The organism is Streptomyces sp. NPDC028722 (genome assembly GCF_040637655.1).
Classification (GTDB): Bacteria; Actinomycetota; Actinomycetes; order Streptomycetales; family Streptomycetaceae; genus Streptomyces.
In genome coordinates this window covers 1-21878 of sequence record NZ_JBEZWU010000050.1, presented here as the reverse complement: position 1 = coordinate 21878, position 21878 = coordinate 1, and the positions used below count along the sequence as shown (strand labels likewise).

Genomic DNA, 21878 nt, shown 5'->3' with positions numbered 1-21878 from the left:
CAGCAGACCGCGGACCTGACGTCGGCACAGCAGAGGTGAGCACAGAGCCCCACCGCAGCCCTCGACACCTCACCGCCTACCGTGCACGAGCTCGTTAGCCCAGGAGCCGGAAAAAACCCCTATGACCAGCCAGGACGACCTGTTCCATCCTGTCATCGAACTGCCCGAGACGATGCGCCGCGCGCGCTACGACCGCCTGGTGGGGCTGGACGCACTGAAGCTGCGGCTGCGGAAGGAAGCCATCCTGCTCGCCGATCCCCGCCGCCTGCGCAGGTGGGCGGACACCTTCCACGACGGCCCACTCGCCGCCCTCGACCTGTTTGCGGACCGGGCCCCGCTGTTCGTCTTCGCCGGTGACGTCGGCTCCGGTAAGTCCGCTCTCGCCGAGTCGTTCGGCTGTGACCTCGCCGACCAGCTCGGCCTCCCGGTCTTCCTCTACCGCCTCAAGCTCGCCACCCGCGGCAGCGGCTTGGTCGGCGAGATGACCGCGCTCGTCGGCGAGGCGTTCTCCCATCTGCACGCCGCGGGGCGGCGGGCCACCGGAAGCCGCGGCGTCAACTCGGTCCTGGTCCTCGTCGTGGACGAGGCCGACGCGCTGGTCCAGTCCCGCGAGGCCCAGCAGATGCACCACGAGGACCGGGCCGGCGTGGACGCCTTCCTGGCAGGTATCGACGGCCTTGCCGGCGCCCAGCTTCCCGTCCTCGTCGTGCTCTGCACCAACCGGGTCGGCGCCCTCGACCCCGCCGTCATGCGCCGCGCCGCCGCCACCTTCACCTTCACCCGCCCCGACGACCAGCAGCGCCACGCCGTCCTCACCCAGGCCCTGAGGGGCCTGGCCGTCCGGCCGGAGACCGTCGACAAGCTCGTCACCATCACCGGCCCCAGCACCGGCCGGCCCGGCTACACGTTCTCCGATCTCACCCAGCGCCTCGTCCCCGCGGCCATCCTGCGCGCCTTCCCGGACCGCCCCGTCGCGGACGAGGATCTCCTCACGCTCGCCGAGCAGATCCAGCCCAGCCCCGTCTTCACCGAGGAGCACAGATGAAGCCTCTGCAGGCGCCCAGTGCCAGCGGCGTCAGGATCACCGGCGACCACTACCAGTGGCTCATCGCCTGGGCCGGCTGCCTGACCCTGCTGCGCGAGAGCACCACCCGCGCCGCCAACCCGGTCGTCTCCGTCGGTGTCGAAGCCGACGGCGCCGGCAAGCTCGACGACGTCGTCTTGCTGCGCCGCACACCCCCGCACACCTATATGCAGGTCAAATACGCCGTGGGCAGTGCTACGCCCGTCAACGAGGCGTACCTGACCGCCCCGAGCCCGGCCGGCGGCCCGTCCATCCTGGAGAAGCTCGCCACCGCGTGGCGCACCCTCAGCGCCGACAGCACCGACATCGACCTCGCCCTGGTCACCAACAGGGCCCCCGACCCGGGCGATCCTCTGATCGCCGTCCGCGATGCGCGCACCCTGCTGCTCCTGCCGAAGGCCGCGGTCGGTGGACCCAGGTCCCAGGCCGGCAAGGCACGCGCCCGCTGGGCGCACAACGCCGGGCTGAGCGAGGCGGAACTCCACGACCTCCTCTCCTGCCTGCGCTTCGACCTGGCCCGGGACCTGCCCCGGGTACAGGAACAGCTCGAGCTCCTGATGGCCGCCTCCGGCCTGCGCCACGACGAGCAGGCGATCAACGACGGTGCGAACTGGGTGGCTCAGCAAGTCCGCAACGGCCACCGGACGATCACCCTGGACATGGTCAAGGCCGCGGTCGACACCCTCAAACTGAAGATCGGCCCCGCCCGCGCGGTCCTGTCGATCGCCACCCTCAAGCCCGACCCCGTGGCGGGCGAGGCCGACCACACCATCGACTGGGTCGACCGGTTCGAGACATCCTCCGAGTTCACCAAGCGCCGTCCGCTGGCCCCCGCGACCTGGGCGCAACTGCAGGAGGACATCGAGGCCGCCCCCGCGCACCTGCGCGGCAGGACCGAGATTTCCGTGACCGGAAGCATCCGTCTGGCTCCCGCCTTCCTGACCGGCACCGCCTTCCGCATGGTCACCGGCGCCGATCTGGCCGTCCTCCAACGCGGACAGCTGTGGAGCACCAACGACCCATATGACACCGACTGGCAGCCCACCGCCGAAGAGCACGCCCTGAACCAGGGCGACGACCTGGCCGTCGCCGTGAACGTGACCGTGCGGGCCCAAGACCTCACCCACGACGTCCTCGACTACCTCCGGGACCAGCACACACCCGTGGCCACACTCCTAGTCCTCACCCCACCCGCGGGACCCAAGGACGGCTCCATTCCTGACAGCCAGGCCGCCAACGCCCTCGCCGTCGGGATCCGCGACACCCTCCGCCGGGCCACCCGCACCACCCCCCGCATCCACCTTTTCCTCGCCTGCCCCATGGGACTCGCGCTGCTGCTCGGCCACCGCTGGAACCGGTTGCGTCCCACCGTGGTGTACGAGGACGTCCGCTCAGCCCAGGGATATGAGGCGGCGTTCACCGTCGAAGCCTGACCTCACCGCCACCCCACGCCTCACCGCCTCGGCGGCCCGCGCGCCTGCCGGCGACCGGCACCCGGCCCTGGCCGCCTAGGCCACCGGGAACCGATCGGCAGGCGAGGAAGACCACGCCAGACGCGCGCGAAACACGGCCCGGCTCACGGAAAAGACCGACACTCACGGCCGCCGCCGATGCTCCACGTACGACAGGAAGCCCCGATGGATCCCGCAGACGACCTCGCCAGGAAGATCGAAGCGATCAGGAAGATGCTGGCCGACGACGAGCCTGCCGCATTGCGCACCAGCTACCTCGCCGACCCTTCCCAAGGACGAACCGTCCTGCAGGGTTCCACGGCTCCGGCGCTCGTCTCCGCATGGAACCAGCACCCGAGCGGTCTGTGGGTTCCCGGTGCGGCGGCGCAGGCACCCGCCCCCATCGACCTGATGGCCGTCTACCTCACCGCCGAGGAGATCTACGGCTTCACCCCGCCGACCGACTACACCATGCGCCAACTGCAGTGCCTCTCGCTGGAAAACGTGCTGCGGTTCTGCGCCCTCGTGCTCACCGCCCTGGCCATGCCAGGCGCCTCGGCGCGCGACGTGGACGAGAGGTTCGCGAACGACCTGCTGCAGGGGCCGGTGCGCACCCGCGTGCTGAACCTGCTCAGGGACAACACCCGCAGATTCCTCGTACCCCAGGCCTTCATGCTCCTGGCCCGTGCCGCTCTCCAGGTGTCACCCGACACCGTGCCGCAGGGCAGCCGGCCGGGCGACATAGTCGGCGCCCTGCTGTGTATCCACCAGACCATGGGGCACCACCCCGACTCGGGTCCGACCGTCATCGCGGACCGGCCCGGCCCCCTGGGACGAGAGATCATCGCCAATCAGCACTTCAACCACACCTGGTCCGTCTCCGGTGTCCTGGCCCGCTACGCCCGCCGGTGGCTGGAACTTCCCGTGGAGTACAAAGCCGAGCCCAACGTCGTTGACCTCAGCCAGACCTATGAGCACTGCACCGGCGTCCGGCTCGAGGAACTGGCCGTCGTCGCAGGCTATCTGTGGATGCGCACCGTGCATGGAACGTTCCTGCTGGAGCGGGCCGAGCTGGCGGCTTTGGACATTCCCGCGGAACGGCTCGAGGGAGTGCTCTCGCTGATCAGCAACGACCTGGCCGGCATGCGGGAAGCCGTACTAGACGAACAGCCGCAACAGCTCACGGAATGGTCCTTCAACCCCTTCGAGCGCTGGCCCGTCATCCGCCTGACCGGAGAGCGCCTGCTGATCCTCGACCCGCGGCGCCTGGTGAACCGGGCGTTTGGATGGCTGCCGATCTGGGACATCAAGTTTCCCCCGCCCGGGCGCACCAGGCCCTCCGGCCACAAGAAACTCGCAGCCCGCGCGGAGCAGACGCTGCGCCACTTCAGTGAGGTCTACGTCAGCGAAGTCCTCCACCACATCACCCAGGATGCGTCCACTGCCCGGCGCGTCTACGACGACGCACAGCTCAAAGCCGCCTACAGCGCCGACGGCCAGCGCATCGCTGACGCGGCGATCGACTACCCCGGCACCTGGATCGTCATCGAGGTCACCACCACCCAGCTGCGCCGCGAAGCCGCCACCGCCGTCCCCGACGAGTCGCAGATCGAGGACATCGACAAGCTCATCGAGGAACTCGACCAGATCGATGCCACCATCAACGCCCTCCGCCAGGACGAAGCAGCCCTCACGAAGACACCCGCCGCCCACCCCCGGCGCTTCCAGCCCCTGCTCGTGCTGCCCGAAGGCTTTCCCGTCAACCCGGTCACGCTGACAGTCATCCGCGAACGCGCCCGTGCCCGAGGACTCTTCCAACAGCCGGACACAGATCCGCTCGAGATCGCAGACATCGAGGAACTGGAGATGATCGAGGGCATCCAGGAAGCCTCCGGGCCCAGCCTTCTCGAGATCCTGCGGAGCAAGAACGCCGGCACCCTGCGCAACGCGGGCCTTCGCGAGCACATCCTGCACGGCATGGGACTCACCCCTCCCAAACCAGCGCGGCATGCAGCGCTCTTCGAGACCGCCATGAAACCGCTGTTCGACGCCCTACCTCCGCCCACCGAGCACGCACCATCGTCCTGAGACAGGTGACCCTGCACAGTGCCAGCACGATTCACTGCCGATGAGCCCGAGCACGGTCCGCCCCGCTTCCTTGGTGCCTCTTCGCCCAGTGCACGCTGTGCGGGCCTGGTACTGCTCCTAGGCTGTGACCCCGGGAAGTCTCCTCCAACATAGGGCGGCGGAAGACCATGAGATCTTCCCGGTGCGGGCACCGATACAGCCTTGATCGCACGCCTGCCGCTGGCCCCGGCCTGCGGCAGGAGAACCCTCGGCCGCAGGCCGGGGCGGATGGACACCATCGGTAAGTCCTGGGCAACGCCACTGCGTGCCGCCCTGCTCGGCTGCCGAAGGCCCGTTGTCGGTGGCCCGGAGTAGCGTGAAATCCGATCGGACCCAAATCCGCGGGTCGCAGCGTCCGCATGTACCGGGGGTCCCTTCGGAAGGGAAGTCGTGTGGTCAGCTTCAACTTGACGAGAATGCCATCAAGAAGGTGGTCAACGACGGATTGCAGAGGATGGCATCCGACCTCACCCAGGCCCTGAACGGGATCACCGCGGAGTACCAGGGCATGACGTTGGAGGAGATCAAGCCGGAGGTACAGCGCGTCTGGGCGGCGCACACCGGCGGCGGTGAACTCGACGAACAGCGGCTCACGGCGTTCGCCGAGCAGATTCAGGCCGGTGGTCATGTAGTGGTGCGCTCGGCCTAGTCCCGGCACGGACACCTCGGAACCTTCGGCGCGTAACAGCCTGCCGTACAGGGCAGGTCCAGCGACGGCGGTAACTCAGCTGCCACGAGGCCCAGGTCGTGAATAGTTGGTCCCACGCCGCGTATGGTGACCGACAGTACCAAGAGTCATGAGACGCGGAACGGTACCTGGCGGCCGGTCAGGAGGCGGGCGAGCGCGTCGGTCTCCTCTTCGGGCAGGGCCAAGGCCACCAGGCGGCGGGCGCGGGTGACGGCGACGTACCAGACGCGCAGGACCTCGTCGATGGCCGGATCCGCGGTGGCCCAGCGCTGGACGCTTCCGGCATCGGGCAGCAACAGCAGGACGCCGTCTGCTTCGTCGCCCTTGAGCTGGTGGACGATGTTGGTGCGCATGCCGGTGGCCGGCTGGGGGCGGGACAGGGTGGGTTTTCCGGCGGGGCGGCCCTTGCCGCCTTGCGGAGCGGCTCCGGGCAGAGCAGGCCAGGCCTTCATGGCCTGCCACACCTGCGGACCCCATTCCTTGTGGGGCGCAGGAAGGCTGTGCAGGAATGCGAAGGCCGTGCGGTTGACCTGGCCGGCCGAGAGGCGGTGGGCGGCCATGATGCGGTCGGAGCCGCCGGTTTCGCCCAGGTACCAGTAGCCGAACAGGACGCGTACGGCGATCGCACACGCGCGGGTGAGGTCGTCGCCGGAGGCTCCTGGGGTGTGGGCGGCGATGCGGGCCCAGGCCAGGCTGGTGATGGCGTTGGTGTTGGGTTTCTCCCGGGTGATGCCCGGCAGGGTGGCGTACTTGTAGGCGGTCACCAGGCAGTCCTTGGGCGCGACGGCGTACTCCTCGGCGAGCGTGCGGAAGGCGTCGACGATGCTGGCACCGGTCGGGGCGTGCAGGTGGCGGCTGCCGGAGGCGGCGAATTGGGTGGGCAGCAGCAGGATGGGGATGTCATCGTCGCGCACGACGGATGTGTCCGGCGGGCGCTGCCCCGTGCGCAAAGTGGCCGCGAGCCGGCAGATGACGGGGGAACTGCGCCAGTTACCGGTCAGGTGGTGTGGGGTGGGAGATAGCTGCGCCGCGAACACTCGGAGAGCCTGGGGTTCGGCGCCCCGCCAGGCGTAGATGGCCTGGTCCGGGTCGCCGACGAGAACCAGCGGCAGGTCGGCGTCGTGCAGCAGTTGAAGGATCGCCAGGTCGGCGGCGGAACAGTCCTGCGCCTCATCGACGATGACTTCCGCGAAGCGGGACAACAGTGGAGGCAGCAGCCCGACGGCGGTCTTGGCGTTGCGCAGGTTCCACAGCGCCAGCACTCGCGCCTCGTGCCCCGTGAAGTAGCCCTGTTCGCACCACGACTTGCGGGTTTCGAAGATCTTCTCCTCCCACTCCTTGCGGTTGTAGGAGCTGGCCTCGATGAGCTGCCTGGTGTCGTAGTCGAGTTTGTCCCAGGCAACCGTCTCGCGTGCCGGGCTCTGCGAGGAGTCCAGGGCCATGGGGAAGCGGTGCAAGGAGATCTCCCGGTCCATGCCCTCCACTGGGGCCTTGATGCTCGCCCACGACTCCAGCAGTCGGGGGACCGGCTCGGCTGCCCGCTGCGGCTTGACCAGGAACTCCCACAGGAACGAGTCGAGCGTGCCGATGAAGTGCGGTGCCTGGACCAGGTCGGCGCGGCCTGCCTGACGGCATCGGCGGGCCATCTGATCCCGCGCAACCCGCGTGAACGAAATCAGGGCCCGCCCCTGCCGCAGCAGCTGCCGGGGCGACTGCAGATGCCGGCTGGTGATCACATGTGTCTTGCCGGCGCCCGGGCAGGCAGGCACGTAGGCAGGCGCGGTCACGGCCGTGGCGGCTTGCTGTTGCGCCTCAGCGTTGGCCCGCACCGAATCCGTCTGCTTGGGTGTGGTCATGGCGCGCTCACCGCAGGGGTGCTGGCGTCCTGAGCGGTGATGAAGCGGATGGCGTCCGTCAGGTAGGACGGAACGGTGAACGGCACCGTTCGGTCGGCCAGTACGTCGGCGAGTTCCTGCGCGAACTCACCCTTGGAGATAGGGGTCCCCTTCGCGAGCTCTCCGTCTGCGCCGGTAACGGTCCGGCTGGTCTTCGGGACGAAAAGCTCCCCGAAAGCCAGCGCGGGATCGTTCGCTTGGACGACCTGTTCCCAGCGGCTTGTGGAGCGCGGCGCGCAGCGCAGAAATGCCGCCCGCAGGGCGGTGGTGTTGTCAGCCGACCACAGTGCCGGCTCAAGCGTCCGAGGCGCCGCGGCCAGGTGCAGCGCGCCGGGAGAACCCCAGCGGCGTGGCAGTTCCCGCAGGGAGTGAAGTCGTGCCGGTTCTGGTTCCCCGGGCGCCACGTCCGTGTCGGTAATCAGCGCCACCCGCCGTCCCAGACAGATGCCGTCAACGGGCGCCAGCAGCACCCGCAGATAGACCTCGAACCCGACACCGTCCACGATCACGCGGGTGGTGCCGAAGAACCGTTCCACCGCCTCGAACGCCTCCCGCTTCGTCGGCGCGTCGGCGGCCTCGTCGGCGGCGAGGACACGCTCGGCCAGAGCAGGCAGCAGCAGAAGCTCGGAAATGCCCTCTACCAGGACCGCCCGCGAGGCGAACAGCAGGGCACTCTTCGTCGCGTCCAGATAGCGGTCCAGATGACGCACTCGGTCCCGGCTCAGACGCAGCCGAGGAATGGGCAGAGGCCGCGACTGCCAGCCGTCCGACAGCCCGCCCGGGCAGCGCGCCATGACCACCAGGTCCTCGACGCTGGCCGCGGCCGACAGGATGGGGGAGTGGGTGGTGACCACCACTTGCAGATGCCCGGCCGGCTGAGCCGGGTCGTCAGCAGACCGGCGCCGCGACGCCCGCGCCCGCTGTTGCAAGTAACGCAGCAGCAAGGTCTGCAGTTGCGGATGCAGGTGTGCCTCGGGCTCCTCCACCAGTAGCACGGTCAAATCGGCCTCGGCAGCCGCGTCCAACTCCGCTACCACCGTGGCGATGAACAGGGTGTTGGCGTAGCCCAGTCCGGACGCCGACAGCGGAAACGGCTGCGCGGAGACATCACCCAGCAGCACGCGCAGCGACCGGACAATCGACGCAAACGTCGGCTCAGCCAGGGCCAGTTCACTCATCTGGGGATGCGCGCCGACGGTCAGGTCCCGCAGCGGTTCGTTGATTTTCTCACTGACCTTGACCACATCTGGGTCCGCGGCCACCTTCTTCAGCTCGGAGCCGATCCGTTCCACGAAGGCGTCGACCTGCTCGTCGTCCCCCAGCAGCCCGCGAAGGATCATCCGCACCCGGTCACCGCCAGCTGAAGCCAGTTCCCGCTCCGCATCCCGCAGCGCAGGCAGGTAGACGTGCCGCACGCCGCCCCGGGCCGAAGGCTCGCTCGTGACAGGGTAGCCCGCGCCCTGCGCCCAGACGGTGCTTCCGCGGCGCCCACCTGTCTGCGGCGGCGTCCAGGACACCTGCCACCGTGCCGTACGGCTACCAGAAACAGCACCTTGCAGCAGCGCTTCCAGGTAGGCACCGCTTTGCTGCGGGGCGACATCGGCCACGTCCAGCTGCAAGCTGAGGCCGTCCAGCGCGGACGCAGACTTGAGGACGTCTGCTTCCTCGAAGTACCGCGAGCGTCGGCCGTCCAGAGGGTCCGTGAGCAGGCGTATCGCGTCGACAACGGTCGATTTGCCTGCGTTGTTCTCTCCGACGAGCACGGTTACCTCCGGACGCAGTGGGATCCGGACCTTCTCGCAGGAACGAAACCTTTCCACCAGCACCTCGGACACATGCACCAGGGCCCCCATCCCGAGTACGTCACCCTGTCGAACAACAGTATTGATAGGCAAGTGATCGTAAGCGGTGTATGTCCCAGGGGGGAGGTTCCGTGCAGAAGCTTTTGTCACCCAGCAAAGGCTGTCCCGACATCCGAGTCCTCCAGCATCCCGAGGCGGACGCGTTCAAGATGAAACGAAAACCTGCGAGCAGACGGCTGCCATCCCATACGTGGATTTGCTTCAGGGCCGGCCCCGACTCGCTTAACACAGCGCTCAGTGAGATGTCGCGCTGCAGCCAGGCAGTACCCGAAATGCTGAAAAGGCAGAGCTCGCCAGCTTGCAGACGCTAGTCTGAGTGCAGGCCGAGCGCATCGGCCCAAGCCGGGACTGGCCCATGAACGGTCCCACATGGCAAAGGTGCCCGAGCTTCTTCCGGTTCGGCAGGGCAGCATCAAGTGCGCGCACGCCAAAGCCGTTCAGCGGCGCGATCAGCAGGTCCGCATGCGTCCGATGTCCGCGCACCCGGATCATGGGCCCGGAGCGCAGAACTCGAGGCCACGCCATGACCAAGGACCACGCCCGCAAGCGCCGTGCGAGGAATGCTGCGCGCAGCACCGGGACTTCCTTCACCTCCGCCAACGCGCGTATCCACCACGTACATCCGGCTCCCACCATGATCCCGGTCAGCGGGATGCCCTTCGGGGTGCCCAGGACAGCCGACATGACTGCAGCCGCAGCTGCCATGGGCGCCGGCCTGGCCGACTGCGAGTCGTGCCTGGCCTTTGCCATGGCTCGGCTAATGATGGGGGACTCGCTTGTTCTCGCGGTTATGGCAGCGTCTCTTGACGACTGGCTACCTGAAGGAGCTGCGGCCGTCACCGCCATCGTTTGGAAGGACGTGCGTCCCCGCGGCAACGAGTTCCTGTACGCCTTCATTGACAGGCTTCGGGCAGTCGAACGCCAGAACTTCATCACTGATCTCGTCGAGATCTGGACAGCCGTCCTGTCACGGCTGACCCGCAACCGGAACATGGTCACTGACTCCTCCCTCGCGTCGGTGATCATCGATCTGACCCCCGGGGAACCGCCCACCTACGAGGCCGCACGGACCGGCTTCGTCCCGGCGCCGGAAGGGCCCTTCCCGGCACTCACCCTGACTTCGCAGGACTTCACGGGCTCGATCGAGGATCTCGCCGAACGCTGCGGGTTCCCTCTCTACGCATGGAACACCCTGCCTGACATCAGCGAGTGGAAGCTGGAGCAGCAGCCCACCACCGGCCTGCCCTGGGGAGTAAGGCGCACCCGCGATGACGGATGCAGCCTGACTATCGGATCCCCTCAGCACCGGGCCGAAGCCGACGAACAGTGGATCGATGCGGCACTACGAGCTGGCTCAGTACTGGTACTAGGCCTGTGGGGTGCGGACTTTCCCTCACTCGTCTATGCCGTTGAGGCGAGCGAAATCTTTGCTGTAAGGGCGCAGCTTCAGGCCTGACCACTACCGCAGGCCCTGAGCTGGGCCCGCACCAGCGCGGAAGATGTGAACTGAACCGCAGCAGGTGGTAACCACGACCGGTGACAGTGCAGACGGCCATGGTGCTCCGGGTTTAACGACTCGGGCCCTTATGCTTCATTGCCCCTGAGTAACTCGAACTCAGGTCTAGGTACATGCGGGGACTGCGATAGGAATCTCCTGCCCCGCCCGCTGACGAGGACTGTCCAAGCAGCGGGCGGCGCACAGCTGCCTTCAGTGCTGCGGCAGGATCTCTTCCCGGCCGACTCGGATGGCCTCCAGGTGCTCGAAGGTGATGTCCTCCGTGCCGTCGAAGATGGCGTCAGTCGCGGCCCGGCAGATGAGCTGAGAGAGGTAGAACAGGTACCCCCCGGTCCGCTTGTACAGGTAGGGCGCGTTCCGGGTGAGTACGTCTGGGCTGGGGTTGCGCAGCCTCAGGTTCTGCTCGAAGCCCTTGAGGACGATCAGCAGAGGCTCCTGGTTGTCTTCACTGTAGGGGAGGGGATCGACCCAGGTGACGGGGAGCAGGCTGCGCAGTTTGCGCTCACTGGCCACGGCTTCCTTCACCTGCGTAGCCGCGCCCGAGGGGTTCAGCCTCTGGTGGGCTGACCACAGGGCCTGATTGCGGCGGTCGATGCCGGTGCGGGCGGCGTGGACGATGTCCGCTGCACCGGTGCCGCAGAAGATCGTCGCGATGCCCAGCCGCGCTCGCAGGTAGTCGAAGTAGTGCAGCACCGGGCCGAGCTGCTCGGGGGAGACCCGCTGGATGTCGTCTACTAGCAGCATGCGGGTCTGCATCCGCTCCATGACGGTGTGCACGGCCAAGGACAGGTCGGGTGGGCGGCGCAGCTGCCGTGCGTCTTGCTCGTTCTTGGGCTCGGGGGTCAGGGCCAGAAAGGAGGCGATCTCCCACACCCAGTTGAGCTTGCTGTCGGGGTCATGCGGGGCGGTGATATGTACGACCGGGATGTGACCAGCGAAGCGCTGTTCGATCCTTCGCTGGAAATCCCGCCCGATCGCCCGCAGCAGAAAGGTCTTGCCCGTCTTTTCCGGGCCGTCGATCACCAGATCCTGCAGGCCTTCGAGCCGGCTGCCGTTGAGACCGAAGGTTCGCCGGGCCTGCAGGAGGCAACCGGTGATGAACGGAGTGCTCACCATCAACAGGTGGCTGTGATAGACCACGCGCGGGTCGTCTTCGTCGACTTCCGTGCCCACAGGCGGCGCCGGCGGGCAGTCCTCAAGGGCGGGCGGCTCCAGCTCGCTGCGCACGTACCGGTTCCAGCCCTCTCTTGTGTGAATCCATGCGGCAGGCAGCGGGGTGGTCTCCACCTGCCGCACCACCTGCGCCTCGGACGCCGGTCGGGTCACGGTGATCGATGTCATGCGGATGTCTCCCAGACCGGCAGACGCCGGATCGGCTCTTTACAGGTGTGCGGCTACTTCTGGTCACGAGTCGGGCACTGAGCCGTCCGGCTCGAGCGTGGGCAGGGCATAACGGTCTTCGTCCACCTCCCGGCCTGGCACGGGCAGCGACGGGTAGAGGGGGACGGTGTCGGGGTCCAGCGGCGTGAGCGGCTTGGTGCCGTCGAAGGCTGTATCGCCGACGTCCAGGCGCACCGTCCCGCGGAACGGCAGGCGGGGTTCGGCCGCCTGTCTGGCGGTCGGCCCGCTGCGGGTGCGGCGGCGGCGCTTCTTCACGGCCAGCGTGATGGCGATCTCGTCGTCGCGGCTCCCGCCGCGAAGAACGTGCTCATCGGCGGCGTCCTGCCAGTGGTACTGCGTCCACGGATCGGTCAGCAGGTGCCGGTAGATGAATTCCACCGGGATCCAGTCACCGTTCAGACGGTGGTCATACAGCCAGGCGACCTCGGGATAGTAGGGGTAGTAGCGGGCCTCCCACCGGCCGTTTTTCCGCTTCAGCCCGGAGTCGAGGCCCTCCAGCTCCCGCAGCCGTCCGTCGCGGCTTTGGTAGGTGCGGTTCTCGATCTGGATGCCCTTGTCGGTGACCTTGACCCAGGCGGGCACCAGGAGCTTCCGGTTGTCCTCGGCTGTCAGCTGCCGGGGCCGGTAGCCGTACGTGGCTACCAGGTGGTCGTACATCTTGTTCGGGGAGAGCACCATGCCCGGATACAGCGGGCTGCGCAGCCCCTCATGCGGCTGCTGCTGGTAGTCGAGCGCCACCCATTCCTCGGCCGCGGCCTGCAACTGGTTGATGCTGTAGAGGCGCTGGCGCTCCACGCCGTTGCCGCGCTGTTCGTGGGTGCGGCCCGTCCAGCCCATGGCGAACTGGCTGAACGTGTCGCCGATGCCGTGGAAGAAGGCCTCGGCCAGCGGCTTGTCGGTGGGCGTGTCCTTGCGGGCGTAGATGATGCTGATGCCCAGGAAGCTGCACACCATCTTGAAGTGGTCGCTCAGGTAGGGGCTGCCCTGGTCGATGACGATGGTCCGCGGATGGATGATTGGGCGGGCTGCCACGGCCTGGGCGAACCGGGCGTCGGCCTCGCACAGCTTGTCGTAGGGCAGCGCTGAGGCGCTGGCCGCAGTCAGCGGGTCCCAGCCGGGCCGCATGGACAGCGGGGCGAAGCACTGCGCCAGCAGCAGTACCAGGTCGAAGGCCTTGGTGGCGCGGCCGCCGATGCGCTGACCGGGCTTGCCCTCCCCGGTAACGGCGGGAACGATCATGAGGGCCATGCAGTCGCGGGTGGCCACGTCGATCGCAGAAGTCAGCTCGGCCGAGATGGCGCGGCCATCGTCCCCGATTGCTTTGATCTTCAGTGGGGACGTGTCGATCTGCACCAGCTGCCCCGGCCGCAGCGCCACGGTCGGGGTGTAGGGGGAGCGGGGCTTGCTGGCCCTGCGGGAGCGCTGGCGGGTCGTCTGTTTCAGTTGCTCGGTCAGGCCGAGTTCCTTCATTCGCGTATAGAACGTCGAACGAGGTAGTAACAGCCGCTCCGCCTCCTTGGGATCCTTCAGTTCCTGGGCATAGCGCTTATGGACCAGCGTTTCGACGTCCTCGTACACGCGGGTCACCCGGCCGCCGGACTCGCGGGCGCCCCGGGCGACGACTTCGTGCATCAGCGCGATGACCCGTTTGTCGGTGCGGCCGCCTGGGTCGGGTGTACGGTTCCTGCGCCCGTCATACAGCAGCACCAGTGGGTTCTCGTCCGCGTTTTTCCATTTGCGGCGCTTGTCGTCCAGTGCCCGCCAGGTGAACTCGAACCCGGCGGCGGTGAGTTCGGCGGCCTTCGCCTCACACCGCTGCTTGAGGGTCGTGGCCTCCGGGTCGTAGCCGGGGCGGGGTGTGAGGTGGCCGGGCCGCAGCCCGGTATCGAGCTCCTTCATGTGCTCGTGCCACCAGAGAGCCTTCTTGCGCTCATCCGGTTCGGCCGCCTCAAGCAGCTCGCCCAGTGGCGGCAGCCGCCTGCGCGCTGCGCGCTGGTCGGCATCGTCGAGAACGGCGAAGTCCGGCGTGCTTTCCACCTCCCGCCACAGAGTGTCCACCGGTGTGTCCTCACCGGACAGCGGCCGCAGGGTGATCTGCCGGCCCTTGAAGGCGCTGACCTCCCAGGTTCTGCCCTGCCAATGCACCCGGTCCCCGAGATGGACCCGATCCGTTTCGAACCAGCCCGACAGCGTTCCCGTCACCGCCGCTCCTTTACCGTCCAGGCCAACGAGTTCGGCAGCAGCGGCCGATCCCAGTCGATCTGCAGACGGCGCTGCCAGATCAGCCGGTAGACGTGATCCATTCCCAGGAGTTCGGGCACGCCGCTGACCGCCACCCCCTCGTGCAGTGGGCGCGGCTGGCTGAACGCGGCCAGCAGCGCCCGCTCGTGCGCGTCGTCGACGATGGCTGGCTGCCGGTAGTCCGCCAGGAGCAGCAGATTGTCCCGCCGCACCCCGTGCGGTGCCGGGCGCACCTGCACGCGCCAGTCGGCCTGCTCGGCGACTTCGTGCAATGCGGACAGACGCTCGCGCCACTGCGGGCCGGTTGTGTTCGGAGGCAGTACCACGGCCCGCCGCTCGCCGCCGCGAGTCAGAGCGACGAAGTCCGGCCGCCACCGGTGCTTGATACGGCCCTGCTCCCAGTGCAGTTCGACGGGTTCACCGGCGAACCGACTGACCTCCGGGTCGAAATCGAGCTCGGTGGCGACATAGGTGCGGCGCAGGGATCCGCACACCACCAGCGTGCCGGTCGTCGACGACCACCAGTCGCTGAGCTTGCTCTGCCTGCCGTGGTAGGCCACCGGATCCGTGGGCGGCCGGCGCTCCTCCAGCGCCACTCCCCACAACCGCTCCGGTGCCACACACGCCAACTCGCCACCTTCGTCAAGATGCCATGCCCTGACGTCACGCACCGCACGCCCCCTTCGGCAGGCCGTCAGTCCAGCGTGATGGGCGGCCGCCTGCCGCGATCAGGACACCGCGGCCTGCTTCACCCGAACGAGGGCGCCCCCTTGACAGGGCGAGGTGCGCCCGGCCCCTGTCGGGGAGCATGCACGGCAGTCCCCGGAGGTCAGTGCAGGCAGGAGCGCTTGACCAGTGACCCGGCATGCTCCGCGATGCGGTTGTGCCCCACTGCCAGCACCCGGTAGCGGCGTCGCCGCCGGCCCTGCGGGGGCGCGAACGCCACCGGGGCAGCCTGACTGTGCCGCTCCAGCCACTGCACCAGCTCGCTCCAGCCTTCCTCGGCGTCCAGCCCCCAGCCGTCCACGAGCTGCTGCACCCGCTTAAGCCACCGGGCCCGCTCCGTATGACCCCGGCCGCCGCACTGCTCAAAGCCCAGCATCTCCCACGCCAGCTTCATGGCCTCCGGGCCGATCACCAAGGGAGCCGCCCTCAGCACACGCACCTCGACACCTGCCGCCGACGCCCGCTGCCTCCAGCACCACACGTCCGGCGTCCGTGTCCACCAGCGCACGACGACCTGGAAGGCGTCTGCGAACAACCCCGCTCCGGCTGCACCGAAACGGCGCTCCATCCGCTGCCGCTCACGGTGCGCGCGCACGACCTCCGGCAACCCCTCAAGCCGCACCACCTCAGGCCCCTCACCGCGGGAGTCGTCCGTGAAACGCAGATGACGCAGGCACACCCGCCAGGAATCCGGCCACACCAGCCACGCGGTCTCCTCGGCCCCCCGCGCCAGCGCGCACAGGTCGCAACACCGCACCAGATGCCCCTCGTACGGCTCGAACGGCCACGCCCATCGCCCCTCCCCGTCACCAGACAGCAAGAAGCGCTCCGCCAGATGCGGCAGAGCCCGCTGCAACTGCTGCCGGGACCGGCCGGCCTGAACCGCCAGATGAGACAACGCCGTCCGATTGACATACACCTCCGCCAGCTGCGGCAGCCGCGGATTGACCGGCTGACGGCCCTCACCCACACGGTCCAGGAAGCTGCCGAGATCAAGGCCGTGAAAATGGGCGAGACGGTTCACGAACGACCCTGTCGACTCACCCGCCAGGTGCCGCAACCGAGCCGCACCCGGCAGACACCGGCGCGGACCCCACACCGAAGCGCTGCCCGACACCCGCGAGACCTCCTGCCACGCTGAGCCCAGCCTCGACGTCTCTGCACACCCCCAGGCGCCCACACAACCCCAGCATCGAAAGCCCAACAGGCCAGCGCAGACAAGACCCACTCACTCATTCAGGTGAAGAACTGCCGCATGAGCCCGCGCCCCCTGCCGAATGCTGCCCACGCTCACAACGTGCCCCGGCCTCGTCAGACGCATGGGAAGGACCCACGACCATGCCCGAGTTACCCCAGCTGCGCACCGAGCTGTACCCCTTCCAGAGGCAAGCGGTCGACAACTGCGTCACCGAGTTCGTCCTGGGCGCGCCCCGCGCCCGCATCGATGCCCCCTGCGGCTGCGGCAAGACCCTCATCGGCCTGAACATCGTCAACGACATGGCGCCCGGTGGCTCCTCCCTGGTCGTCGTACCGACTTTGGAGCTGCTCGAGCAGACCGCGCGGAAATGGCACAACGAAGGACGCCCGGGACGCTATCTGGCCCTCAGCGGCCAACCGGACCTGCCCAGGGACCCCCGCCTGAGCGGCACTTTGACAGCAGTCACGGACGCTGCTTCCCTTGCCGCACACGTCATGCAAGCCGACGGCCCGGTCAGCGTCTTCGCCACCTACGCCTCCCTGCCCAAGGTGGCCGCAGCCCACCGGCACTTCCACATGCCACCCTGGGACGTACTGATCTGCGATGAAGCCCACCGCTCGGCCGGCAACCTGCACAAGCCATGGGCCCAACTCCTCGACAGCCAGAAGATCTTCGCCCACCACCGGCTGTTCATGACAGCCACCCCCCGCATCTTCCAGCCACCGCACGCAGACGGCCTGCCCCTGGAGATCGAAGTCGCCTCCATGGACGACCTCAACCTCTACGGCCAGGTCGTATTCCGCTTCTCCCTCGCCGACGCCATCGACCAGGGGACCCTCGCCGACTACCGCATCGTCGCCGTCGAAGTGGAGGGCGCAGACCTGCGGGCCATCCTCAACCGCAACCCCATGCTGGCCGCCGACTCCGAAGGCCTGCGCGTCGCCGCAGCCCAAGTCGCCCTCCTGCGCGCCATGCACGACAACAACCTGCGGCGCGTCCTGGTCTTCTGCCCACGTATCGCCGTGGCCGACGTCTTCGCAGAAACCCTTCCTGAAACAGCCGCCTTGATGCCCAAGCGGATGAAGGGACCGCTCCAGGTCGGCACCGTCAACTCCCGCCAGAGCCGCCTCGACCGCTTCAACGCCATCAGCGCCTTCACCGAAGCATCTCTGACCAGCGACGACAAACACCCCCTGCGCGCCGTCCTGACCAACTGCATGGTCTTCGCCGAGGGCGTCGACGTCCCCGCGATCGATGCCGTCCTGTTCAGCAGCCCCAAAACCAGCACCTATCAGATCGTCCAGGCCGTCGGCCGGGCCCTGCGCCCGCTGCCCGGCGCCGGAAAGATCGCCACCATCATCATCCCCGTCTACAAAGCACCCGGACAGGAACTTGGCGAAGCCGCCAAACGCACGCCCTTCTACATGCTCTACCAGGTCTTGTTCGCCCTGAAGCTCTACGACGAGCACGTCTTCCACCGGGTCCACCTCCTGCGAAACCGCACCCCGGACGGTCCCCTGCATCCCGCGGCACGGCCCGAACGCGCCGACGAACTCATCCCCCTGCTCAGCCTGTACGCCGAGGACCCCCACAACAGCGTGTGGGAACTGGGACTGGAAAGCGCCCAGCGGTACTACGACAAACACGAACACCTCAAGGTGCCCAGTAGCTACTGCGGTCCCGACCGCTTCTATCTCGGTTGGTGGCTGGGCAACCAGCGCTCACTGCGCATGAACCACAGCCTCAAAGCCGAGCGCATCAAAGCCCTCGACGCCCTGAACATGATCTGGGAACACCCCCGTACCAGCATCGAACACCATCTACAGATCGCACGCTCCTACCACGACGAGTACGGACATCTCGCCCCCCGCAGCGAAGAGCGCTTTGGCGGCATCGCCATCGGACGCTGGATCAACAAGTGCCGTAAAAAGGCGCGCGTCGGTCAGCTGCCCTACTGCTACCAACGCGCCCTCAACGAGGTCTATCCCTGGTGGAACGCTTCCTGGGACAAGCACGGGCACTGGCGGCGCACCTACGCGCAAGCCCTCGCCGCCGCCCGGCACGGCGAACTCACCTTCCCCGACCTCACCCCCGACAGCGACGACTCACCCCTGGAACGCTGGCTCGACCAGCAACTCAAAGCCCTTCCCAGCCTCAATGACCATCAGGTCAACCTCCTCGGAGCCCTGCCTCTGCAACACCCCCTCGCACTACTACTGCGCCCGCCTCGCAGCCAGAACGAACGCGCCTTCTTCCGCGGCCTACGCCACGCCCACGCCTACTGGCGCGCCTACCAACACCTCGACGTCCCCTACAACCACACCGTCTGTGACCGAGGAGACTTCTTCCGACTCGGCGAATGGATCTCCGACAAACGCTTGCGCCCCTACCGGCTGACCCGGGAACAGCTCGATGCCCTGGAAGCACTCGACATGCGCTGGACGCGCGTCCACGCGTCGGCATAACGCCCGCGCCTTGGACCAAAAACCTACTCACGGAGCCTGCTGGTCCTGCAAACAACCCCTTCCGGGCCGGGCCATCGCCCGGCCCGGAAGCTAATGGGGGAGCGGCGCCAGTGAACGGTGGGCTTGGGCATCGTCTACTGGCGAGTGTCGTCCGCCAGCGGGTGTGGCGCCTCGAACGTCGACCACCCAGCGGAAGAAACGCCGGGCCAGCCGCAACCGCAGCGGCAGCGTGCCGCCCGACGGCTTACTCGGCCTGCCCGGACTGTGCCTCGCCCTGGACCGGTGTGGCCGTCTGTTCAGCCGCACCGGGGGCGGTGTAGAAGACGGAGCTGCCCTGCTTGGTGCGCTGAACCTGGTTCTTGGCCACGAGTCCTTCCAGGGTGGTACGCACGACACTGGTCTTGATGCCGCGCTCGGGGTGGGCCTTGGCGAGTGCGGTGGTGACTTCGGCCGCGGAGCGCGGTTCGCTCTGTTCGGTGAGGTGGCTGCGGACGAGTTCGACCAGCGTGGGCTGGGCTGCCTTCGTGGCTGCGGCCCTGATCGTGGGCTTTTTGGCCGCTGACTTCTTGCTGGTCGTCGCGCCCTGGCTGCCAGCTGCCTTCTTCCCATGCGTCCGCTTGCTGACGCCGGGCTCAGCAGAAGCCTTCTTGCGCGGAGCAGGCACTGCGGTGCTGCTCGAGGTGGCTGCGGGCTGAACCGGTGCCGGTGCAATGCCCAGCACCTGCTGCACGTTGACCAGCACGGAGTGGTCATGCTGGAGGGCAACCAGCTGCTCCTGCAGTGCGGCGATCTCCGCGTTGATGCGTTCTATCTCCTTGGCGTTGGCTTCGAGGTCGTTGGTCACCTGTGCGGCGTATTGCGATGTCAGGCCTGTGGTGGCTGTCGTGCTCTCGGACATGGGTCGACCTTTCTGTCGGGTTCCTGGCCGGGCGTGCAGCACCTGTGGCGCAGACACAGAGAGTTAAGCGCCTGTGTTCTCGGGCTGGGATCCGAGGGGCAGCGGAGATGACTGCTGCGCGTGACCCGGTGTAGAGATAGTACGGACGGGTGGAGCCTGTTGTTCTTCTTGAGTGATGTCTTCTTCTCAACCTGAGCTTCACGGTTCTGGTGAGCGACGCTGCCTGGGGCTCGCGCTGGGATGACCTGAGGCTTGTTGGCGGGGGAGTTGCCACAGGACTTCGTCGGTGTCTTGGTTGTGATGCCAGGCGGCCAGAGCGCGGCTGCGCGTCAGCCGGTCCAGCAGTTCCGCGGTCTGGTGGGGTGAGTGTCCGCACAGGCGGGCGAGGGCGTCCATGTCGGTGCTGTGGTGGACCTGGGTGAAGGTGTGCGCGGCCAGCACGAGCGCGGTCAGTCGCAGGGCATGCGGTGCGGTGGGCGGCACGAGCAGCGGCGCGGGGCACAGTGCCCAGTGAGCGGCACGGCGGCGAGCGCTGCGACCGGGAGCCTGGTCCAAGACCGCGGCATCCAGCAGCCGCACCTTCACGTGGGCCGGCCTGAGATCCGGCATCTCGAGCCAGTCGCTGTGAGCGAGTTCCTCCCAGAGTTCCCTGCGCCCGCGCAGACGCATGCCTTTGAGCAGACCTGCTGGCAGCCGGACCTGACCGCGGGTGTCGGCCCGCAGAGCGCACTGCAGAGCCAGCAGCCTCGTGGCAGGTGAGGTGAACCGGGGCAGCGCGGCGGCGAGGTAGGTGACCATCTCCCGCACCCGCACTCGCTGGTTGAACCCGGACTCTGGTCTGTCGCGTGGGGGAGTCGGCAGGCAGCGGGAAGGTCGCGGCCGGTAAGGGCCGACCAGCGTGTCCGGCACGACGGCAGTGTGACTCGTCGCCGCTGCGCAGGCTGCACAAGTGTCGGCCAGGCGCCAGGTGCGGCCGCCGCGCTCGCGGGTGAGGGCGAGCAGTACCGGTCCCGCGCATCCGCGGTGACGCGGATGCCAGCAGCAGCCCTGTGCCCGGCACTGGCAGGTGCGCAGGTGCCCCGGCAGTACGTCGGTGCGGGCGTGGCAGGCCAGATGCGCCAGGGCGGCGGATCGCGCAGAGTTCGCCTTCAGGGGAGTGGTGTGGGCGGTGCAGTGCGGGCAGACAAGGCTCGGTCCGCCCGCTCGCGGGTGGAGCTCCACCGTCCAGATACGCCGCACTGCGGCATGCGCGCCGGCCAGCCTCATCGGCCTGTCGTCCTCCTATCTGTCCGTGCCGTCATGGCGGATGCCCCAAACGAGGGCGTCCGGTACGGCCGCACGGTAGTGCAGAGTCCTGCACTGCGAACGTCACCCTTCCTCCGGGCGGATAGTGCAGAAGTCTGCACTGACAGGGCAGGGTCCTGCACCGTCGGATGGTGGGGTGACGATCTTGCCGCCCGACCCCGACCTCGCCGCGCTGCGCGTAGAACTCGCGCGCCTGCGAGGCGAACGCGGGTGGACCTTCGACGAACTCGCCGACCGCAGCGGGCTGGCCCGGCGCACCCTCATTGATTTGGAACACGGCCGCACCACCGGAAGCCTCACTACCTGGCACACCCTCGCCCACACCTTCGACGTGCCCATCGAGCAACTCCTCGGCGCGCTCTCCAACGACCACACCCCGCCCGGACCGAAGGCCGTCTGAGCCCTTCTGTCGACGGCCGCCCGCCGCGCATGAATCATCCGAACCGGCGAGCCGCACGGGAAAACTCGTACGTTCACTCGTGCGCTCGTTCGGCCCGGCTGGGCCGTTCGCAGGACAGTCCTCTCGCCGATTCAACGGCCACGGCGCGCCGCCTGGCACGGTTCCCGGCATGTGCCCCAACACCGCCTCAGATGGCTGCCACTGGGACGGCAGCCCCCGCCACCGACGCAACCCCCGCCCCCTGCGGGTGGCCGCCACCAGCCCCAGCCGCCTGCTACGCGCCGGCCAGCGCAGCCGCTGCCGCCACTGCGGCAACCCCACCGACCTCTACCAGCGCGCCGACCGGCGCCCCATCGCCCTCCACCCCGCAGAACTGCCCGCCGTGCGCGTCCCGGCCGCCTGCCGCTGGCACCTCAGCAGCGGCTTCGCCTACCCCCACGGCGACGGCAGCCCCTGGTGCCGCATCCCACACACCCTTCTCTGCCCAGGCAGCACCCCCACAGCCCGCATCGGCCTGCACCTTCAGGCCCTAGGCAGTGTCTTCAATTGATCTTGAGTCGTGGATCATGGTCGGGTGATACGTCGTCATGAACTGACCGACATGGAGTGGGAGTTCGTCCG

At 68.0% G+C, this 21878-nt stretch carries 16 protein-coding genes; 8 read left to right on the top strand and 8 right to left on the bottom strand.

Going from position 1 to position 21878, the window contains the following annotated elements:
- The first annotated feature begins 121 nt into the window (after positions 1 to 121).
- From AB0F03_RS36120 to AB0F03_RS36105, 4 genes are all read left to right on the top strand, one after another.
- Positions 122 to 1045, top strand: a complete 924-nt coding sequence (locus AB0F03_RS36120) for an AAA family ATPase (protein ID WP_362000291.1) — start codon at positions 122 to 124, stop codon at positions 1043 to 1045.
- Positions 1042 to 2517: an SAVED domain-containing protein gene (locus AB0F03_RS36115; RefSeq protein WP_362000289.1), complete on the top strand. Its 1476-nt coding sequence runs from the start codon at positions 1042 to 1044 to the stop codon at positions 2515 to 2517. The genes AB0F03_RS36120 and AB0F03_RS36115 overlap by 4 nt, the downstream gene beginning before the upstream one ends.
- Before the next feature lie 204 nt (positions 2518 to 2721).
- Positions 2722 to 4623, top strand: coding sequence for a hypothetical protein (locus AB0F03_RS36110; protein WP_362000286.1), 1902 nt, complete (start codon positions 2722 to 2724; stop codon positions 4621 to 4623).
- Positions 4624 to 5116: 493 nt separating this feature from the next.
- Complete coding sequence (locus AB0F03_RS36105) at positions 5117 to 5311, top strand: hypothetical protein (RefSeq protein WP_362000283.1); 195 nt, start codon at positions 5117 to 5119, stop codon at positions 5309 to 5311.
- A 146-nt stretch (positions 5312 to 5457) separates the two neighbouring features.
- Here the strand turns inward: AB0F03_RS36105 and AB0F03_RS36100 are convergent, their stop codons facing one another.
- Both AB0F03_RS36100 and AB0F03_RS36095 read right to left on the bottom strand, forming a co-directional pair.
- A complete protein-coding gene (locus tag AB0F03_RS36100) occupies positions 5458 to 7206 on the bottom strand; it encodes a UvrD-helicase domain-containing protein (protein WP_362000281.1) in 1749 nt (582 codons plus the stop codon).
- Positions 7203 to 9098: an AAA family ATPase gene (locus AB0F03_RS36095; RefSeq protein ID WP_362000278.1), complete on the bottom strand. Its 1896-nt coding sequence runs from the start codon at positions 9096 to 9098 to the stop codon at positions 7203 to 7205. Before AB0F03_RS36095 ends, AB0F03_RS36100 begins: the two co-directional genes overlap by 4 nt.
- A gap of 532 nt (positions 9099 to 9630) precedes the next feature.
- Here AB0F03_RS36095 and AB0F03_RS36090 point away from each other — a divergent pair.
- Complete coding sequence (locus AB0F03_RS36090) at positions 9631 to 10563, top strand: hypothetical protein (RefSeq protein ID WP_362000275.1); 933 nt, start codon at positions 9631 to 9633, stop codon at positions 10561 to 10563.
- A gap of 252 nt (positions 10564 to 10815) precedes the next feature.
- Here the strand turns inward: AB0F03_RS36090 and AB0F03_RS36085 are convergent, their stop codons facing one another.
- From AB0F03_RS36085 to AB0F03_RS36070, 4 genes are all read right to left on the bottom strand, one after another.
- Entirely contained in the window at positions 10816 to 11964 is a 1149-nt protein-coding gene (locus AB0F03_RS36085; RefSeq protein ID WP_362000273.1) for an AAA family ATPase, read from the bottom strand.
- A 63-nt stretch (positions 11965 to 12027) separates the two neighbouring features.
- The gene (locus AB0F03_RS36080) at positions 12028 to 14226 is read right to left on the bottom strand and encodes a transposase (protein ID WP_362000270.1); all 2199 of its coding nucleotides are present in this window, start codon (positions 14224 to 14226) and stop codon (positions 12028 to 12030) included.
- Entirely contained in the window at positions 14223 to 14936 is a 714-nt protein-coding gene (locus AB0F03_RS36075; RefSeq protein WP_362000267.1) for a TnsA-like heteromeric transposase endonuclease subunit, read from the bottom strand. The genes AB0F03_RS36080 and AB0F03_RS36075 overlap by 4 nt, the downstream gene beginning before the upstream one ends.
- Positions 14937 to 15094: 158 nt before the next feature.
- Entirely contained in the window at positions 15095 to 16090 is a 996-nt protein-coding gene (locus AB0F03_RS36070; RefSeq protein WP_362000293.1) for a TniQ family protein, read from the bottom strand.
- A 239-nt stretch (positions 16091 to 16329) separates the two neighbouring features.
- On the opposite strand from AB0F03_RS36070, the gene AB0F03_RS36065 reads away from it, so the two are divergent.
- Positions 16330 to 18654 carry a Helicase associated domain protein gene (locus tag AB0F03_RS36065; protein WP_362000265.1) on the top strand — a complete coding sequence of 775 codons (2325 nt, stop codon included), beginning with the start codon at positions 16330 to 16332 and terminating at the stop codon, positions 18652 to 18654.
- Between the two features lie 244 nt (positions 18655 to 18898).
- Here AB0F03_RS36065 and AB0F03_RS36060 read toward each other — a convergent pair whose 3' ends face one another.
- Both AB0F03_RS36060 and AB0F03_RS36055 read right to left on the bottom strand, forming a co-directional pair.
- The gene (locus AB0F03_RS36060) at positions 18899 to 19552 is read right to left on the bottom strand and encodes a hypothetical protein (protein ID WP_362000262.1); all 654 of its coding nucleotides are present in this window, start codon (positions 19550 to 19552) and stop codon (positions 18899 to 18901) included.
- Between the two features lie 198 nt (positions 19553 to 19750).
- Positions 19751 to 20350 carry a hypothetical protein gene (locus AB0F03_RS36055; RefSeq protein WP_362000260.1) on the bottom strand — a complete coding sequence of 200 codons (600 nt, stop codon included), beginning with the start codon at positions 20348 to 20350 and terminating at the stop codon, positions 19751 to 19753.
- 643 nt (positions 20351 to 20993) lie between these two features.
- On the opposite strand from AB0F03_RS36055, the gene AB0F03_RS36050 reads away from it, so the two are divergent.
- Together AB0F03_RS36050 and AB0F03_RS36045 are read left to right on the top strand one after the other, a co-directional pair.
- Positions 20994 to 21257 (top strand): helix-turn-helix transcriptional regulator, encoded by a 264-nt coding sequence (locus tag AB0F03_RS36050; protein ID WP_362000258.1) that lies wholly within the window; start codon positions 20994 to 20996, stop codon positions 21255 to 21257.
- Positions 21258 to 21426: 169 nt separating this feature from the next.
- Positions 21427 to 21807 (top strand): DUF6083 domain-containing protein, encoded by a 381-nt coding sequence (locus AB0F03_RS36045; RefSeq protein ID WP_362000255.1) that lies wholly within the window; start codon positions 21427 to 21429, stop codon positions 21805 to 21807.
- Positions 21808 to 21878: the final 71 nt, after the last annotated feature.

Excerpts from the sequence above, each read along its gene's own strand:
- AB0F03_RS36065 (WP_362000265.1), top strand. The coding sequence starts at position 16,330 with ATGCCCGAGTTACCCCAGCTGCGCACCGAGCTGTACCCCTTCCAGAGG.
- AB0F03_RS36090 (WP_362000275.1), top strand. The coding sequence starts at position 9,631 with ATGACCAAGGACCACGCCCGCAAGCGCCGTGCGAGGAATGCTGCGCGC.
- AB0F03_RS36060 (WP_362000262.1), bottom strand. The coding sequence starts at position 19,552 with ATGTCCGAGAGCACGACAGCCACCACAGGCCTGACATCGCAATACGCC.
- AB0F03_RS36120 (WP_362000291.1), top strand. The coding sequence starts at position 122 with ATGACCAGCCAGGACGACCTGTTCCATCCTGTCATCGAACTGCCCGAG.
- AB0F03_RS36100 (WP_362000281.1), bottom strand. The coding sequence starts at position 7,206 with ATGACCACACCCAAGCAGACGGATTCGGTGCGGGCCAACGCTGAGGCG.
- AB0F03_RS36085 (WP_362000273.1), bottom strand. The coding sequence starts at position 11,964 with ATGACATCGATCACCGTGACCCGACCGGCGTCCGAGGCGCAGGTGGTG.
- AB0F03_RS36055 (WP_362000260.1), bottom strand. The coding sequence starts at position 20,350 with ATGGTCACCTACCTCGCCGCCGCGCTGCCCCGGTTCACCTCACCTGCC.
- AB0F03_RS36110 (WP_362000286.1), top strand. The coding sequence starts at position 2,722 with ATGGATCCCGCAGACGACCTCGCCAGGAAGATCGAAGCGATCAGGAAG.
- AB0F03_RS36045 (WP_362000255.1), top strand. The coding sequence starts at position 21,427 with ATGTGCCCCAACACCGCCTCAGATGGCTGCCACTGGGACGGCAGCCCC.
- AB0F03_RS36115 (WP_362000289.1), top strand. The coding sequence starts at position 1,042 with ATGAAGCCTCTGCAGGCGCCCAGTGCCAGCGGCGTCAGGATCACCGGC.
- AB0F03_RS36095 (WP_362000278.1), bottom strand. The coding sequence starts at position 9,098 with ATGGGGGCCCTGGTGCATGTGTCCGAGGTGCTGGTGGAAAGGTTTCGT.
- AB0F03_RS36105 (WP_362000283.1), top strand. The coding sequence starts at position 5,117 with ATGGCATCCGACCTCACCCAGGCCCTGAACGGGATCACCGCGGAGTAC.